14 protein-coding genes and 2 pseudogenes are annotated in these 17,327 nt (G+C 61.0%); 9 read left to right on the forward strand and 7 right to left on the reverse strand.

Annotated elements, in window-relative coordinates:
• A pseudogene (locus ACN0X0_RS21395) lies at positions 1-178 on the forward strand (GMP synthase (glutamine-hydrolyzing)); the annotation flags it as partial.
• A gap of 292 nt (positions 179-470) precedes the next feature.
• A pseudogene (locus tag ACN0X0_RS21400) lies at positions 471-1,729 on the forward strand (tyrosine-type recombinase/integrase).
• Here ACN0X0_RS21400 and ACN0X0_RS21405 read toward each other — a convergent pair.
• Together ACN0X0_RS21405 and ACN0X0_RS21410 are read right to left on the reverse strand one after the other, a co-directional pair.
• Positions 1,701-1,991 carry a helix-turn-helix transcriptional regulator gene (locus tag ACN0X0_RS21405; RefSeq protein ID WP_091738346.1) on the reverse strand — a complete coding sequence of 97 codons (291 nt, stop codon included), beginning with the start codon at positions 1,989-1,991 and terminating at the stop codon, positions 1,701-1,703. The pseudogene ACN0X0_RS21400 and the gene ACN0X0_RS21405 sit on opposite strands and share 29 nt — an antisense overlap.
• A 140-nt stretch (positions 1,992-2,131) precedes the next feature.
• Positions 2,132-2,512 carry a hypothetical protein gene (locus ACN0X0_RS21410; protein ID WP_417280887.1) on the reverse strand — a complete coding sequence of 127 codons (381 nt, stop codon included), beginning with the start codon at positions 2,510-2,512 and terminating at the stop codon, positions 2,132-2,134.
• Positions 2,513-2,659: 147 nt separating this feature from the next.
• Here ACN0X0_RS21410 and ACN0X0_RS21415 point away from each other — a divergent pair, with 147 nt between their 5' ends.
• From ACN0X0_RS21415 to ACN0X0_RS21445, 7 genes are all read left to right on the forward strand, one after another.
• On the forward strand, positions 2,660-2,857 hold the full coding sequence (locus ACN0X0_RS21415; RefSeq protein ID WP_417280899.1) for a recombinase family protein: 198 nt from the start codon (positions 2,660-2,662) through the stop codon (positions 2,855-2,857).
• A gap of 118 nt (positions 2,858-2,975) precedes the next feature.
• Positions 2,976-3,116, forward strand: coding sequence for a recombinase family protein (locus ACN0X0_RS21420; RefSeq protein ID WP_417280888.1), 141 nt, complete (start codon positions 2,976-2,978; stop codon positions 3,114-3,116).
• Positions 3,117-3,137: 21 nt separating this feature from the next.
• Positions 3,138-3,896: a hypothetical protein gene (locus ACN0X0_RS21425; RefSeq protein ID WP_417280889.1), complete on the forward strand. Its 759-nt coding sequence runs from the start codon at positions 3,138-3,140 to the stop codon at positions 3,894-3,896.
• Positions 3,893-4,603, forward strand: a complete 711-nt coding sequence (locus ACN0X0_RS21430) for a plasmid partitioning protein RepB C-terminal domain-containing protein (RefSeq protein ID WP_417280890.1) — start codon at positions 3,893-3,895, stop codon at positions 4,601-4,603. Before ACN0X0_RS21425 ends, ACN0X0_RS21430 begins: the two co-directional genes overlap by 4 nt.
• A gap of 30 nt (positions 4,604-4,633) precedes the next feature.
• Positions 4,634-4,777, forward strand: a complete 144-nt coding sequence (locus ACN0X0_RS21435; RefSeq protein ID WP_417280891.1) for a hypothetical protein — start codon at positions 4,634-4,636, stop codon at positions 4,775-4,777.
• 1 nt (position 4,778) lies between these two features.
• Entirely contained in the window at positions 4,779-5,669 is an 891-nt protein-coding gene (locus tag ACN0X0_RS21440; protein WP_417280892.1) for a plasmid partitioning protein RepB C-terminal domain-containing protein, read from the forward strand.
• A gap of 305 nt (positions 5,670-5,974) precedes the next feature.
• Positions 5,975-7,828, forward strand: a complete 1,854-nt coding sequence (locus ACN0X0_RS21445) for a type II toxin-antitoxin system HipA family toxin (RefSeq protein ID WP_417280893.1) — start codon at positions 5,975-5,977, stop codon at positions 7,826-7,828.
• Positions 7,829-7,839: 11 nt separating this feature from the next.
• Here ACN0X0_RS21445 and ACN0X0_RS21450 read toward each other — a convergent pair whose 3' ends face one another.
• The 5 genes from ACN0X0_RS21450 to ACN0X0_RS21470 all read right to left on the reverse strand — a co-directional run.
• Positions 7,840-10,968 (reverse strand): DEAD/DEAH box helicase, encoded by a 3,129-nt coding sequence (locus ACN0X0_RS21450; RefSeq protein ID WP_417280894.1) that lies wholly within the window; start codon positions 10,966-10,968, stop codon positions 7,840-7,842.
• Positions 10,958-12,814 carry a hypothetical protein gene (locus ACN0X0_RS21455; RefSeq protein ID WP_417280895.1) on the reverse strand — a complete coding sequence of 619 codons (1,857 nt, stop codon included), beginning with the start codon at positions 12,812-12,814 and terminating at the stop codon, positions 10,958-10,960. Before ACN0X0_RS21455 ends, ACN0X0_RS21450 begins: the two co-directional genes overlap by 11 nt.
• Positions 12,804-13,988, reverse strand: coding sequence for a DUF6361 family protein (locus tag ACN0X0_RS21460; protein ID WP_417280896.1), 1,185 nt, complete (start codon positions 13,986-13,988; stop codon positions 12,804-12,806). The genes ACN0X0_RS21455 and ACN0X0_RS21460 overlap by 11 nt, the downstream gene beginning before the upstream one ends.
• 111 nt (positions 13,989-14,099) lie before the next feature.
• A complete protein-coding gene (locus ACN0X0_RS21465; protein WP_417280897.1) occupies positions 14,100-16,805 on the reverse strand; it encodes an ATP-binding domain-containing protein in 2,706 nt (901 codons plus the stop codon).
• Between the two features lie 61 nt (positions 16,806-16,866).
• Positions 16,867-17,327, reverse strand: a 461-nt coding sequence (locus ACN0X0_RS21470; RefSeq protein WP_417280898.1) for a hypothetical protein, incomplete at its 5' end; no start/stop codon positions are given.

Consider the following 17,327-nt stretch of genomic DNA (forward strand, 5'->3'; position numbering starts at 1 on the left):
CTACGCCTGCGCGCTGCGCGCGGTGACGTCTGTCGACGGCATGACGGCGGACTATTATCCCTTCACCCACGAGTTCCTCGGCGAGACCGCAACGCGGATCATCAACGAGGTCGAGGGCATCAACCGCGTCACCTACGACATCACCTCCAAGCCCCCGGGAACAATTGAGTGGGAATGATTCGGGGCCATTTTGGGCTATCGCGACCAATCGGCATTGTTCTATCAACGCATTGAAATAAAAAGATTATCTCACGTTATCTATCGGGATCAATCGCGGAGCAGCGGTTGGTTCTGGAGTCATGCGTGACGGTATCCGGCAAACTTGCACTTGGCCCAATCCAGCGATACCGTCAGAGGTATTGAAGCCAGTGACGGTATTTTTTCCGCACTAAACCATTGTAAATCAAGTGATAAAGTTGGCGAAAATGGCCAAAAATCGCCTGACGGTATTTTGCGTAGAGGAGGTCGGTATACTCACCGATGTTGCCCTTAAGAACCTGAAACCACGCAAAAAAGCCTACAAGGTCACGGACCGTGACGGCCTTTATGTGCAGGTCTCAACCTCCGGGACGCTGACGTTTCGGCTGGACTACCGGCTGCATGGGCGGCGCGAGACGCTCACGCTCGGGAAGTACGGTCCCTCCGGCTTGTCGCTCGCGCGAGCTCGTGAAGCGACGATCGACGCCAAGCGTGCAGTCTTTGAAGGCAGGTCCCCGGCTCAGGAAAAGCAACGCGACAAACGCCGGATCAAGGAGGCCAAGAGCTTCGGTGAGTTTGGTGAGCGCTGGTTGGTGAAGGCACCGATGGCGGACAGCACCCGCGCGATGCGGCGTTCGATTTTCGAACGAGAGCTTCTGCTAGTCTGGAAGAATCGGCTGCTGATAGAAATCACGCCGGACGACCTGCGCGCCCACTGCGGTAAGATCGTCGATCGCGGCGCTCCGGCGACTGCGATCCATGTCCGCGACATCCTCAAGCAGATCTACGGGTTTGCGATCTTGCACCGCGAGAAGGTCGCCAATCCGGCCGATGATGTCGGCCCCGCCTCGATCGCGACGTTCGTTCCAAAGGATCGGTCGCTGTCGCCGACGGGAATTCGCGTGATGCTCAAGCAGCTCGACCATGTGGCGACGCTGCCAACGATCCGACTCGGGATGCGCCTCTTCCTGCTGACAATGGTGCGCAAGAGCGAGCTGCAGGATGCGGTCTTGGGACGAGGTCGATTTCGAGAATGCTGTGTGGACGAGCCCCAAGGAGCGCATGGAGCGATCCAAGGCGCATAACGTCTATCTCTGGCAGCAATGCCTCGACATCATGATCGCGTTGAAGACCTGCGCGGGCAACTCGCGCTACCTTCTGCCGTCTCGGTATGATGCGGATGCGCCGATGTCCCGGGCGACCTTCAACCGCGTCACCTATGCCGTCGTTGAGCGCGCGAAGAAGGAAGGCTTACCGCTGGAGCCGTTCACGGTACATGACTTGCGCCGGACCGGATTGACCCTGCTCAACGAACTGGGGTTCAACAGTGACTGGATCGAAAAGTGCCTGGCCCATGAAGATGGGCGGTCCTCGCGGGGAGTCTACAACAAGGCGGAGTACGAGCATCAGCGGCGGCACATGATGCAGGAATGGGTCTGATATCATCGATGCCTGGGTGGCGGGGCAGAAGCGCGTGCCGGTCCTGATTCCGCCATCGATGCCTAGGCTCGCGCCTGATCCGGCGCTTTGACGGGACGCGCCTTGCGCTTGCGTACATCGGGATGCGGCGCCCGGTCGATGGGTGATCGCCGGGCTGTCGCCAGGCGCTCGGTCAGCCAGGCTTCGACCTCGGCCAGATCCCACACCACGCAGCGCGGGGTGAGCGCAAAGCGACGAGGGAATTCGCCGCGCTGTTCCATCTCATAGATGGTGGTGTCGGCCAGCGGTACGATCTGCCGAAGCTCATGGCGGCGGATCATCCGCTTTTTGAGGGCCTCAGATTTCGTCGACATAACTCTACTCCAACGAGATTGACGTCTGATGCCGATTGGAGCCGATAGACCCGACATGAAAAGAGCGAACGCTCCGGCGTAGGGCTCGCGGCGGCAATGGCGTGCAAATCGGCGGGGTCGTGCTTGTCGTCCGGTAGCCGTTAGTCAGGCGCGAGGGGCAGTTCGTCGATCGCCGCCACGGCGTCAACAAGCTGTCGTCGCAGGCTCGCCAGACCGATCGCCAATACCAAGTCTTGCCGATCCGCCAGGCTGAGCATCGTGCGGAGGACGAGATCAGAGTGTCGCATCAGGATTACCAGGTTCTCCCCGCTGGGGCTGTTCTTGCCCTCGAGCCAATTCCGAACCGCGCGCTCGTTTGAGCGCGTGAGCTGCGCCACGGTCTTGTGGGCGGAGGGGGGGGTGCCGAATTCCGCCTTCAGCGCTGCGGCGATCGCCGCGGCGAGCGGCTCGTTTGGCTGGGGCGACGGAAAAGAGTTTCCAGTTTTCGACTGAAGTTTTCGGTCTTTCTCGGAGAACGACATTCGTCCTGACTCCCAATAGATTTGGTGGGAAGTCAAACCTGTCCGCTCGGAGCCTAAACGAAAGCAACCTGTGTGATGAACTTATCGGAGTCGGTCATTTCTGAAGTATCGCCGCGACCTACGGTGCGCGCCGCGCAGTATGTCCGTATGTCGACGGAGCATCAGAAATATTCGACCGAGAACCAGGCCAAAATCATCGCCCAATACGCCGCTCGGCGTGGCTTCGAGATCGTGAAGATCTACGAGGAATCGGGCAAGAGCGGCCTTCGGCTCGATGGTCGGCTATCGCTTCAGCGCTCATCGCCGACGTGCGAGGCGGTCAGACCGACTTCAAGGCGATCCTAGTCTATGACGTGAGCCGCTGGGGCCGGTTGGCCTACGCCGCTATCTCGTAGATGAGCATCGCCAGCCCAAAGCGGTCCTCAATCATGGAGAGCAGAAGAGCCTGCAAACGGACCGGGTCGTGCTCAGGCCGGGGCCACCTGAAGAGATCGAGGTGGTCCGGCGTCTCTACCGGATGTTCGTCGTCCAGCGCCGCACCGAAACGGAGATCGCCGCAGCCCTCAATGATGAGGGCATCCTCACCGATCTTGGTCGGCCATAGACGCGCGGAACCGTTCACCAAGTGCTGACCAATGAAAAGTACATCGGCAACAACGTCTACAATCGGGCGTCCTTCAAGCTGAAGGCGAAGCGGGTGGTGAACACGCCCGATATGTGGGGCCGGGGCGATGGGGCTTTCGAGGCGGCCCAGCGGATTATCCAAGAGCGCAGCCGCCGCTTCACCGACGAGGAGCTTCTTGGTCGGCTGTCTGCTTTGCTCGTCGAGAAGGGCTGGTTGTCGGGCCTTGTGATCGACGAGGTCGAGGACATGCCGTCCAGCTCGACGTTCCGACACCGCTTCGGAAGCCTGGTGCGTGCCTATCAGCTTGTTGGGTACGCCCCCTCGCGGGATTATCGCTACATCGAGACCAATCGAACGCTGCGGACACTGCATCCCGATGTCGTGGCACAGGTCATCGCCGACATTGGCGCGGCCGGCGGCACGGTGCACCGCGACCCCGTCACCGACCTACTGCATATCAATGACGAGTTCACGGCCTCGCTGGTGATCTCTCGGTGCCACATCAGCCCTGCCGGCGGGCTGCGCTGGAAGGTGCGCTTCGACAGCGGGTTGAGGCCCAGCATCACCATCGTGGCCCGGATGCAGGAAGATAATGCCGCCATACACGACTACTACTTGCTGCCATGGCTGGACGTCGGCGCCACGCCGAATCTGAGGCTCGCACTAGAGAACGGCATCCTGCTCGATGCCTACCGCTTCGATACCTTGGAGGCGTTTTTCGATCTGACGCGCCGCGTGCCGCTGAAGGTTGCCGCATGAGCGCACCGCTCCCCGAAATCCGCTCGGTGCCGGTCGATCTGATCACCATTCTCAACCCGCGGGTACGCAACAAGCGGATCTTCCAAGAGCTGGTGAATAGCATTGCCCATCTCGGGCTGAAGAAGCCGATCACGGTCAGCCAGCGACCCGGAAAGACGCGGTTTGACCTGGTGTGCGGTCAGGGTCGCCTCGAGGCCTTCATCGCACTTGGTCAGACCGCAATCCCAGCCATCGTGATCGATGCGGCCGAGGAAGATTGTTACGTGATGAGCTTGGTCGAGAACCTTGCGCGGCGCCAGCACAGCCCATTGGAACTGGTTCACGCCATCGGCGCGCTGAGCGCCCGGGGCTATTCGCACCCGGAGATCGCCGCCAAGGTCGATTTCTCGGTCGAATATGTCAGTGCGATCTGCCTGTTGCTCGACAATGGCGAGGAAAAGCTGATCGCGGCGGTCGAGCGCGGCGTCATCCCGCATTCGATCGCCATGGAGATCGCCCGCGCCAAGGAAGGCGAGGTTCAGCAGGCGTTGGCGCAGGCCTATGAGGAAAAGTCGATCCCGGGCAATCAGGTGCTCGCGATCCGGCAGATCATCGAACAGTGCAACACCAGCGGCAAGCAGCTGCATAAGCGCGGATCGCGGGTTGGTCGCACCCAAAAGCCTGTCACATCGGAGAGCCTGATCCGCGCCTATCAACGCGAAACGTAGCGGCAGAAGCTGCTGATCAAGCGCGCCTCCTTGGCGCGCAGCCGGTTGCTGTTCGTGGCCAACGCCATGCGGCGTCTGCTGGCCGACGATCATTTCGTGACGCTGCTGCGGGCGGAGGGGTTGAGCACCTTGCCGCGCGCACTGGCCGAACGGATTGGACCGACGAAGGCGTAAGATGTTCGATACGGTCAAAATCTCCTTCGAGCGCAAGATCCTAGCCCTCCCGATCGGTGAGCTCTTGGCGACCAAGGCGCTGCCGGCAGGGGTGCGTGTGTCCGTCAAATATCGCCGGATCGCAGCATCTGTTGCGGAAGTCGGGCTGATCGAGCTGCTGTCGATCGCGCGCCAGAAAGGCGGCAGCTACCTTCTCCTCGACGGACACATGCGGCTGGATGCCCTTCGGTTTCTTGGTGCGACCGAGGCCCCTTGCGTTGTCGCCGACGATGACGAGTCCTTCACCTACAATAAGCGGGTCAACCGGTTGGCGACGATTCAGGAACACTACATGATCGTGCGCGCGCTTGATCGTGGGGTGTCGGAGGAAAAGCTGGCGCGCGCGCTCAATGTCGACGTGAAGGTGATCCGCCAGTGCCGCCATCTGCTGGCAGGGATCAGCGGGGATGTCGCCGAGCTGCTGAAGGACAAGCCGGTTGGGCACCACGCCTTCCAGAAGCTGCGCAAGATGAAGCCGATCCGTCAGCTCGAGGTGGCCGAACTGATGGTGTCGGCGAACAATTATACGGTCAGTTATGCCAAGGCGCTCCTGGCGACCTCGAAGCCGTCGGATCTGCACAAGCCGGACGAACTCAAGAAGGCTACGGGGTTGTCGGCCGAGCAGATGGGGCGTCTCGAACGGGAGATGGCGTCGGTGAGTGAGGACTATAAGGAGCTTGAGGTCTCCTATGGCGACGACTTGCTGGTCTTGGTCGTGGCGTCCGGCTTTATCGAGCGCTTGCTGGCGATGCCTGAGATCGAGGGATTTCTGGCAGGGCGGCCCCCCGAATTTCTGGAGAATTTCCGCGCCATCGTGCAGGCCATCTCGCTCGATCAATCGATGACTCCCTGACAGTTCAAGCTTGGGGACCGGGACCCAGAAGCGCCGGAACCGTCGGAGAAGCCGCCGCGAGGGGCGGATCAAGGGCGGTGGCGGGGATGGCGGCGAACCCGCTCGGAGCCCGCTAGGCCAGTCGTCATAGGGCTGGCTGCGTGCCGTTCGCGGCATGACTGTTCTGGAGCGCGCCGATCATTCCGGGTCGGTGCGCTCCAATTGCTCTTTATGTCGGAATTATCGCGCATCTCAGATGCGCGATAATTCTTGCACGCGAAGCCGGATGGTGGGATTAACGCGCATCTGAGATGCGAGATAATCCTATGGCTCTTCATTTGGTCGGTGAGACAATTGACGCCAAGCGCGCGCATCAGCGCGCGCAGGCCGGTGAGTTGATCCAGCTCGTGCGCGGGGTTTACGTCGACGACCAAGGGGATATCGAGGCGACGATCCTCGGTCATGCGGTCCGGATTGCACACTATCTCTATCCCAACGCCTATCTGTCGTCGGCGAGTGCAGCGCTACTCGCGCCGATGCCCGATGGGCGGCTGTTTATCAGCGGCCGCCGCAACCAGCGCACGCGGTTGCGGACGCTCGAGATTATCCAGAACGAAGCGCCGAAGCATCCATCGACGGCGATCGCTGTCATCGGTGACGACCTGGGCGAATTACGCATCGATGCATCATCACCGCGCCAGCGCTTTCTCGAAGCGTTCCGCCTGCGCAGCGAACATGCGAGCGCGGTTACCGCCGACATGCGTGCGCAGATGGCGGCGCGTCTGGTGGAGGAGCATGGGACGCCCCAAGCCGCGGCCGACGCCGTCTGGGTGCTGGCGCGTGAGAATGAATGGTATCGCGAAGGCGAAGGCGCCGAACGCTTCCTGCTGGCACAGCCGGGCGTCGCCAAGGCGCCGGTCAACAAGGCGGCGCTCGATCTCATCGTCGCCTGGCACGGTGAACCGCTCGGCCGGCTGACCCACGATGGATTCGAATGGCGCTGGAAGCCGGGGCGTCGAGCGGGACCGGCCCTCGTGCGCGAAACCACGCCGGGCAAGCTGCCGGCCTTTATTGAATCGCTGCTGCCCGAGGGCTGGTTGGCGCAGGTTCTCCATGAACGCGATGAACGCGAGGCGCTTCGGCGCGGACGGCGATATATGTCGAACATCGTCATCGTCGAGGGGCGAGAGGAACTGGCTGCACTGCCTGCCGACATTCTCACGACAACACTGGCTGGATACATCGACGCCGGTCGCTTCACGGGCCGCTACGCAGGTCCGGCGCGGGGCGAGATCGAGGAGACCTTCGAGCAAAATCTGGCGCGCATCTTCGCGCGCGCGGAAACACCGCGCCTGTCGGGCGTCCAGATCAAGGCGCCGATGAGCCTGATGCCTGATGGCGCCCTCGTTCCGGCCATCGATCAGCCGTTCAGCCATATCCTCAAGCCCGCTGGCACGGCGGGCTTCGAGACGTTGCCGGTCGTCGAGTGGCTTTGCCTGGAGCTTGGCCGCTCGGCCGGGTTCGATGTGCCCGATGCCGCGCTGCTGGAAATGCCGGATGGCATGTCGCCTGCACTGGTCGTCGAGCGGTTTGATATCCGTCGCGGGCCTGCGGATCAGCGGCGTCTGGCGATGGAGGACTTTTGCTCCATTCTGGACCTTCCCGCATCCGCCAAATACGACGGAACGATCGAGCGGATGGCACGCGGCCTACGACCGCTGTCGACCGATCCGGCCGGCGATCTCGATATCCTGTTCCGCCGGGCCGTGTTCGCCTGGCTCATCGCCGATGGCGATATGCACCTCAAGAACCTCGCTGTGCTCAAAGTCGCCGAGGTGGATGCCAAGGCCTTCACGAGCGTGCGCTTTGCGCCGCTGTACGACGCCGTCACCACGCGCGTCTTCCCAGGTCTGGGGGGCGATCGCATGGCGCTCAAGCTCAACGGCAAGGATGACCGCCTGACGCGCCAGGACTTCCTCGCGCTGGCGCGGACAATCGGCGTATCCGCCGGAGATGCCGAGACTGCGATTGCGGACCTGACCGCGCGTGTGGCCGACCGGGCGCAGGGGCTTCAGCTACCTGCCTTCTCGGCCGAGGCTGAGGCCGCCAAAACAGCGCAGGACAAGGTGATCGCGTTGGTCGGGGAACGCTGCACGGCACTTGCAGCTGAAGGCGACTGAGTGGCGCGACGTTACGGTTGGAGTCGGATCTGCAGGTCGTCGAGATCATCTGCCGCCATGGCGGTTCCCATGAGGCTGTGAAGATACTCCAGTAGGTCTTCCTGACGCGGTTGCCCGAACGCGAGGCGATAGACGGTCAAGCTCCGCTTGAGCCATTCGAGTCGTCGGACCTCGCGGCTGAACGGGAGCATGGGCACGCGGCGTTCGACCTTCACCGGACCTTCGTAGATCCAGCAGGGAATGAGGTCAGAGTCATTCTCGGTCTCAGCGCGAGCTGCGTCGAACATGATCTGCCAAGGATCATCGTGATCTGTCTCGCGCCCACGCACCACGTCGACCTGCCGATGCGCCAGATTGAGGCGGATGGCGTGACCCTTGAAGCGGTGGACACGCCCCTCGCGCTGCTCGAGATCGACGGGATTTCCGGGCAAGTTCCAGTGATAGAGCCGATAGCAATAAGGGTGAAAGTCGAGGCCTTCTTGTCCGATGGAGGTCGTGGCCAGCGCGAAGGGTCGGAACGGTGAGTTGAAGGCGTCGCGAACGCTGGAGAGGCGTGCGGCGCCGCCTTCCTCGTCCTTGCAGTCGGCCAGGCGCATGGCGAAGCGCCCGCGCATCTGGAACTTGTTGATCACCAGCTTCTTACCGTCGACCGTTGGATCCTCGACATCGATCTGCGAGGGACGAATGGCCAACGGCTCCGAGATCGCCTTGCTGATTCCAGCGATACGATCAACGGCTGGCTTGGCGCCCAAGCCCTCGGCGTCGAGCAGATAGTGGACGTACTCGTCGAGAACGGCCTGAAGGTTATGCTCAACGCCGTAGGTCAGCACCTGGCGCCAATAGCGGTCATCGTCGTCCTTGCGGAGGAGGGCGACGGCGTCGTGCTGGTTGAAAAGCGTGCGGAAACCCCAGGAGATCTGGTTCGCCGCCTTCAGCAGTCGATGATCGTCCCAAGCGAGATCGGGCGCGATCCGGTGCAGGGCGCGCAGCGCACAGACTGCGGGGCTGCCGAGAGCGACATCTACAAGGAGGTCAATCAGCGTGTCCGGTATGGGTCCAAAGGTGCGTTCGGTCGTCACAGTCCGCAGTTCGGCGACATGCTCCTTGAAACCCTCTTCGTTGCCGAGGAGGGCGAAGCCGTAAGGCGAGTTGACCCAGGCGACGGAGCTGGCTTTTGCCATGGCGTCGATGACGGCCGGGGCAGCCCATTCCCAATCGCGGCCATCTGCGGTGTCGCTTGACCGCTCGGCGAGCGCGGCGACGCTCTCGCGCAAGCGCTCGGCGACGGCTTTACGCATGGCGTCGACCGACAGGACTTCGTTCGACGCTCCAAAGATCGCAAGAGGGTCGGCAAGGCGCGCCAAGGTCGGCGACGGATAGACCAGGTGCATTGCCCGCATGGCGACAAGCCGCCCTTGGTTCTGCCGGAACTGGATGGGACGTGGGCGAACATGACCGAAATATCGCTGCCCCGAAGCGCCGACGCCCATACGGCGTTCGGCCTCGTAGGACAGGATTGACGCGATCGCATCGGGCACCATCGACCAGGATGAGAAGATCAGCGCCTTGGTCAGCGGCGGCCCGGATCGCTCGGGACCGTAATAGGGTAGGGATGGCGGGATCCACAGATGTTGATCGAGACCATCGCCGAACACGTCTTCCATGACGCCGCGCATCCGACCGTTAGCGGGTTCGAGCGGCTCGTAGGCGTCAAGCCGGTCGCGATCGAGCATGGCAGGCCGTGCGCGATCGAGCGCCGCGCACAGATTGGGCGCCGGCTTGTCGAGCTGATCTTTCAATAGCCGCTTGAGCGCATAGTCGCGCATGAAGTTGAGGAGGTAGGGCGCGGACTTCCAGTATTCGGTGATCTCAGGCGCATCGAGGGCGCGCGCAACGTCCGATACTGCTGCGGCCTGGCGCAGATCAGACGGCAGGATCGTGATGGCCATCGGCGGCTCGCTCACCATTGAGTCGCGCTCGATGGTGCTGGCCACGCGTTCGGTGCGCGCCATTACCTTGCGCAGCCGGTCCTCGACGACATGGCGCGCGCCGATGGCCTCGTTGCGCGCGCCGGGCAGCGCATGAAGGAAGCCGCGAAACTCGCGCATTTCGCGTTTCAGCGCCTTGGCCACGTCGGGACCGTTGGTCCGACCGTAGAGGAAGGACAAGGTCTCCAGAAAATCTCGGTAATGTTCGCCGTCGTCGGGTTCGTCACCGGACAAGGTCAGCATCCGGTAGGGTGTGGCGGAGAGCAGAAGCGTACGCGCGGCATGATCCTTGCCGTCCGAGTAGTCGAACAGCTCGCGCGCCAGGTCAGCAGCCGGGGTTTCGCCGTGGAGCAAGTCGCGGAACCGTTGAAACTCATCCATGATGATGAGGTCGGGTTTCAGGGCGTCGATGCAGGCGTGCGAGAGTTTGCCGCGAAGGCGGCCGACCAAGGCATTGCGCCGCTGGTTCAGCTCTTGAGGATAGGTGTCACGGCGACGTGGGAAGAGGTCGCAGACCGCCTCCAACTCCGTGAACAGCTCGGCGTCTTTTTCGACGTCGCGGCGGAAGCGATCGATGATCCGTTGATCGACACCATCCAGGGACAACTCGCGGACGGCGCCATTCCAGCCATCAACACCGGCGGACACCTGAAGCAGATTGTGCAAGCCGCGCGGCCGCGACACCCGGTCTTCGAGCATCCGCAGCAGCAAGGCGCGTTCCTGTGTAACGCCTGTGGTCGAGCGTAGGTCAAAGGTCGTGCCTGGTGTCAGGCTGATGAAGTTGACCTTGTTGGCGTCGAGCCCCTGATCGCCCCGGACCTGGAGCGGTATAAGGGTCATGCGGGTCGGTAACGCCAGCTCGCGTCGGCCAAGCACATTGAGGCGATTGATGTTCTGAGCCGCAATCGCCTGATTGGAACAGATGTAGAGGATATCGATCCGATCTGTGCTGTCCCAAAGTTTCTCGATGGTGCGGGCGATGACGCCGCGCGCGACCATGGTTTTGCCAAGGCCCACTTCGTCCGCGACAAGGAATTGCCTGACGGGATCCTGGTCGCCGTAAAGCCGGTCAAACACATAATCGACTGTACGACGCTGAAAAGCTTTCAGCGGAGCGAGGGAAGCTTCGGCTTCAAACCGGTTATCCGTCATGGCTGAGGCCCTGATCTTGGAGGGCAATGCGGAAAGCATCCCAAAGGGTTCGGAAATCGCTGGGTATCGGATCGGCGCCGGTATCGTTGCAAGCCTCCAATCGCGTCATCAGGCGTTCGATTGCCTGAAGTCTTTCGCCTCCACGACACAAGGCGCGAACCATATCTTCCAAGAGCGGTGCGTCGTCGGCGGCACTGGCCCAAGCCATGCTGCCGGAACCTTCCAGCGCCGCCAAAGCCGCGCCGAATGGATCGCCGAGTTCTGACAACAGGAGCCGCAGATAGCGAAAGAACGCATCTCGGCTGTCGATCACCCAGCGAAGGATCGCGGCATGGCGTTCGGGCGGAAGGCCTTCCATCACCAGACTGGTGCTGAACAGGGCTGACACCTGGGCACCGTCTGAGGTCAACCGAAAGGCCAGAAAGCGGGTGAGGTCGACGATCGGCATGGCACCGAGATCGACGGCCGTTCCTGCGCGAAGGGCATCCAGCACATCGCTGGCATGGCCATCTCCTCGGGTGATGGGCCAAACCTGCAGCGAGGCGATGCCGACAAGCGGCAACGGCTCCGTGGGAATGAGCCAGACGCGCCACGGGTGCGCATCGCCGTCAATGCTCTCGATCCGCTCACAGCGCAGGCGCAATCCACCACGGCACAAGGCGCGGCGTGCGTCGTTGAGCCGGGCCTCTGCGGCGATGGTGGCGGGATCAATGGGGTCAAGCTCGCTGGTAACGAAGTTGCGGGTGAGGCGCCCAAAGCCCTTCTCGCCCATGATCTGCTCGACGCTGCCGACCTTAGATCGCTTGCCTCTGAGCGAGGCGAAGAGCTCCACATTGTTGCCCGACAGAAGGGCAGGACGCGTCGCGTTGCCAGACCCAATCGTCAGAATCGTGTCCCAGCCCGTCTCGGCGATGAATGCCTTGGCGTGTAGTCCCTGAAGCGCGCTGGTGGAGACCTCCTCGCCGTCTTCGCTGGCGGCCATTTCGTCAAGGACGGAAACGCGTTCAAAACCGTCCAGTATGGCGCTGTCGACGCAAGCCAATTGATCCGGGCGGCTGATGATGACGGGCTTTTCTGCTGTCGGCAGCCCGCTGAGCAGGTTGAGCGCACTGGTATCGCAAAAGGGCGAGATGATGCCCAGTCGCGCGCAGGACGCAGGCTGCCAGATTTTGCCGCCGAACCCGTTGACCGCGAAGCTGATCTCGTCGAACCGGTCGGGCACGGTCCACCGGGCGCGCCGGATATCTTCGGCAACCTCTGCGGTCAGTGCGCGCGCATCGTCGGAGATGCCGGCGACGGCGAGATCTGGCAGTCGGCTCAGAAGATCGAACAGCGGCCGGTTGTTCGCATCGGGGCGGCGCGTCAGCTCGCCATCGAGGCGTAGCGAGATGTCCCAAGACCGATCTCGCGTAAGGTTGCGCGAGAGCACCAGCAACCGCAGGAGCGTCAGGTCTTCGGTGCGCGTCGGCCGATAGCGGAGAGCCCAGAGCTTGGGATGGAACGCACCTCCGCGCGGTGCGGCGACTTCGACGATGATGCGTTCGAGCAGAGAGCAGAGCCGTGAATGAGGGCGGCTTTGAGCATGTAGATGCCCTGCATCGGCATAGATGACGAGGCGTCCAGCGATCCGCTCGGCACCTTCGAGCAGCGCCAGTGGGTGGGTAAGAATGTCGTCACGATTTTCAGCCGCGAACAGGGCGAGGCTGACGGATGCGGCGAGCGCGGTTTCGAAATCGAGCGAGAAAGTCGTCGCGATCGCAGCGTCGAAGACATAGCCCGGAGGGGGCTGCAGGCTGTCGCCGTAGAGAACGCGGGTTTCCGGATCGAGCGTCGTTCTATTCAGCACTGGCAAGATCCCGCAGGTGCGACTTGGCTTGCGCCCATCGGAAGGTCAGCGGCTCGACACCAGAAGCGCCTGTCCAACGGTCTCGCACGGCTCGGTTGGCAAATCGGGACTGGCTTGTTTTCAGTCGCCGCTCGCGATCCTGCACAAGACGGGCGGCCGGTGTCAGCGCACCGTCTAGGACGCTGCCCGCGGTCAACAGGCCAAGCCATTCGGCGACGAAGCGTTTGGCTGCTGGCCGGATGCTGTGTGCGGGATGATCGATCGCCGCCCAGAACGCATCCAGTGACCAAGCCCGGATTGCGGCCATGTCTAGGCTGGATTGCCATTCGGCAAACCGGACCTCGTATTTCTCGATCCATTCGGCCCGATCACGGAGCCGGCTGAGCAGCAAGTTGTAGAGCAGTGAGGCGCCGTGCATCACGCTGGAGAATATCGCGCCATGGCGGACCAATGTGCGGGCGTCGTCAGGGAAATCGGCAAGATGGGGGTGCTCCCAGATGTTGTCGCATTCAGCTTGGCTGGACCCGCTTCGCGCCAAAAACGCCAAGAGGCTGTGAGGTTGATGGGCAACGAGCCGGTCGATGATGAACTGGGCCTCATCGAGCGAGAGCTTGAACTGCGTATGGTCGAGCAGGTCGGTGGGACGCGCTGGCAGCGTCGGGGTCCAGATCTGAAGGGCTTGGGCCTCGGACGCTGAATCCTCGCTTTCACGGACACGAGGCCGCGCGCGTTGGAGATGGCGCATGGAGGAAAAGAGGTTGTCGGTTGAGCCTGGGAAGAGACGGATGCCCCATGTGCCAAGCCCAGCCCAGTAGACCGAACTGGGCAGTCTCTGGAGGTCCGCACCGGCGTCCCTACCAATGATGCCGTTGGACTCTCCGCCGGCCTTGAGCGCGTTGGCGAGCCGGTTTTCGAGGGCGCGCGCTTCGCTCGCGAGCTGATCCGCCCCGGCCGATGATCCTTCGAGCATCTGGAACAGCCAAGGGATGAACAGCATGTAGCGCAGCCGGGTTTGGATCGTGCTTGTGCCCGGGAAAAGGTGATCGGCGATCGAATCGCGGATGCCGCCCAGACCCAGTTCGTCGCGGGTTTCCCGCTCCTGGAATAGCGCCATGATCCGCTGCGCGCGCTGGCGTTCAGCTTCATCGAAATCAATCCAGGCGAGCGATGACATTTTCGATCCAATTATGTTGGGTCGCGCCTTTGGCGTAACTAATTGACTAGCTTCGGTTCGCTGCGAGCAGAGCGCCGCTTCTCTACACACACACGGGGGGAGGAGCACCCGCTACCAGTGATCGCTAAAGTGATCGCGAAGGCGGTCCAACGATGGTGGAACGGTGGTGCCAGCACAGACACCTAGATAGGTGGCTGCCCTTGTTGCACCTACGTAAAGGTAGCGCTCGAACAGCGTCGGCTCTGCCTCCGCCAATTCCTCCACACCTACGAAGAACACAGCCTCGAACTCGAGGCCCTTGATGTGACGCACATCGAAAACCCGAATCTCGTCATCGCGGCCAATAATCTTGCCGTCTACACAGGCGACAGCGTGGAGATTCTGATCCTCCAATATCTCATTTAACGCTTCGGCTAGAGGTCGAACGGCAGCTTCCTCATGCACCAGCACAGCGATTGACGGCAAAGGGCGAGGTGATACGGACCTCTCAATCTCAGAAAGTCGGCGAGAAAGCCATTGAGCTACGTCGGCGGGGTCTGACAGACCTGAGGTGATGACCGGTGCCACTGCATCGTTGTTTACATCGACAGGAAGGTCAGCATCAGCAGGATTGGCGCTGGCAGGATCTGCAAGCGCGTTTGCTAGATCGTTCAGTTGGCGGCTCTGACGATAGGCTATGGAGATTTTCTGAATCTTGAGCCCTGGTTCAACCCACCGGAGGCTCTCCTCGGAACGACTACCCCACTCCGTAATACGCTGATTGAAATCTCCGCACGCGAAGAACGAAGAGATTGGGGCAATTGCCAAGCCTCGCATGCAAGCAAGTTGGACAGGAGAAAAATCTGGCGCTTCATCGACCAGGATCTGATTGCGTTGAATCTCACGTACAGCTTTCAGCGCCTCATAGGCAGGAAATTCGATATTTCGTTTGATACGGTTGTCCGTCAGCAAAGAATTCGCGGTACGAAGCATTGCTAGGATTATGACATCCGCCTCGAGCGGGTGTATGTCCCGACCAACAAGTTGGTCGGAATACCATTGTCCACCACGCCCCGCTCGGCGGAAAGTGCGGTATCGTGCAGGGATACGGTTGAGATAACCGCGAACGGGCGCGCTGAAACGGTTCAATGCTAGCTGAACGGTTAAGCGCTCGGCGAGACTCGCAACCTCCGTTTCATTGAGGCCGCGATCGCCGATCCAATCTAGCACGGCAGATGTTCGTGTGGCCGCACCGCGGCGCCGCGAACGCGTGCGTCTCGCTTGCAAGCGCAGAGCAGCATAGTAGGCGCGCTGCGCTGCTGCGGGCTTGTTCGTAGGCCGTTCTTCTTCGTCCTCTTCCTCATCTTCGAGATCGTCGTCGATAGAGTCGGTTTGCTCATCCAATTTGTCGAGGAAACTAATAAGCTGTTCAAAGAAATTATCGCCGCCTTGGCGGGCTTTCGCCTGCGCACGCGTTAAGGCAGCTTTCAAAACGCTATCAACCTCACTGCGGACCCTACCGAGCACCTTGCGAACATCGTCATTCAAGGCGGCGAGCGCGTAGATTGCACTCGCACTTGAGGTGCTGCGGGCACTCCCTAATGCCGATGACAAGCGGCCCCCAAGTCTGACCACTTCCTCATCCGAGCTGTCAGCCAGAGCGTTGCCAGCGCCATCAAGGCCCGACCAAAATTCGTCATCTTGCTCGGCATAGAACTGTTCAAACCAATCGATTGGCCGTTCATATGCAGAATCAGTAATTGTGGCGGCGCTGACTTTCATGATGAATGGGCCACCGCCGTTGGCAGTTCGCAAGATAGGGAAGTGGTTGCGCGATAGCTCCTTACGATGGCTCGTCCATGTCTTAATCCGAAGATCGGAGGCGGGGACATTGTTGCGGCTGAAGGCTTCTTTTATGTATTGGCCCAGCAGGTCCGTTGGCGTGAACATGATCCAGCTTTGGCCATGCGGAAGTGCGGAGGGCGAGGCTTCTACCATTTCTTGTTCTTCATCGCTCAATCCGTGAGGATCGAGCTTCTGACCGAGTCGACGGATAAGCGTCGTGGTTTTGCCGGTTCCCGGCGGCCCTAGGATCAGCAATTGGGAATCTAGCGGCAGCCTGAAAATCTCGTCCTGGAACTCATCAAGCACCGCCTGATCGCGCAACTGCATCTTGTCGATGATCCCACGCTTACGACCGACGGTGATGTTTTCGTCAGCTTCAGCAGCGAACAAAATGCGCTCGATTTCGTCGAGCGCATCATTTGAGCCGCCAGTCTCAGCAAGTAGGCGTAGAAGCGACGCTACCGTGACAGTCTTCTGGCCGTCAGCTTCAAAAACGGTATTCCGAGAGTCCCAGCCGTCAGGTAGCGATTCGGCATGGAAGAGCGCTCGATCAACGACCTCAAGCGATCCTCCTGGAACATCGATATAGCCGCCAGGCCGCAACGATGCGAGGCGACCGATGCGAGCGTTGTAGCTCGCGAATTTAAGCCCATCGTTGCCTAAGCCAGACGGTGCAAAGCGAGAGATATAATATGTCGTTTGAACGTCATTCTCATCGATTGCGACAACACGCGCGATCGCAGGCTCACGAGCGAGGATTTGGTGGCCGTCCAACATTTCTCGGCCAATTTCGTTGAGCTTGGCCACCGCCTTTTCGGTAGTCAGCGTGTTGAGTGGCGCTAAGCTCTCTGCAGTTGGTCCCCGAAAACGAGCGAGTTCGTCGCGAGCTCGCACAGACACAGTCTCAAATATATTGAGTGCCTGATGAGCGATTTCGCCAATATGGTTGTTTCGATCGGCGCCCAAACTCACTCCCCCCTTCTCAGCAGTCATACTTGCAACCAGGTATCGAGAAATCCAGCGCAAATTCCTTCTGCGTGGAATATTGTTTTCGCTAAGCAGGGTGGCCACTACCGCTTGGTACTGCGATAATCTCGCCGCTGGTCATAAACACGATCATGCCTCGATCGGCCGATGTCATGTCGAGATAGGCGCCCACCTGGGCACGATAATGGTCGATCATTGCAGGCGAAGGCTGCACGTCGCTTTTCCAATCGACGACAACGGTTGGCCTACCCGCGTTATCGAAGCTGGTGGCGGTGACGTTGCCCCTTGGAGCTAATCCAGTTTGAATTAGGCTCTGGCCCGACGAGAAGGACCAGAGATGAAGCGCAACCGATTTTCCGAAGAACAGATCATAGGCATATTGAAGGAGCGCGATTTGGCCTGCCCCTATCGGGTGGTCCGGTTTCAGTCTTAGTGCATGATGGGTCTCGGCGCCAAGGTAGATGCCTGGGGCGGGGGTGATCCGCCCTCTCGGGACGGCCAGTGAATGGCCTCCGGAACTGGTGGCCG

The organism is Celeribacter sp. (genome assembly GCF_048270365.1).
Lineage (GTDB): Bacteria > Pseudomonadota > Alphaproteobacteria > Rhodobacterales > Rhodobacteraceae > Celeribacter.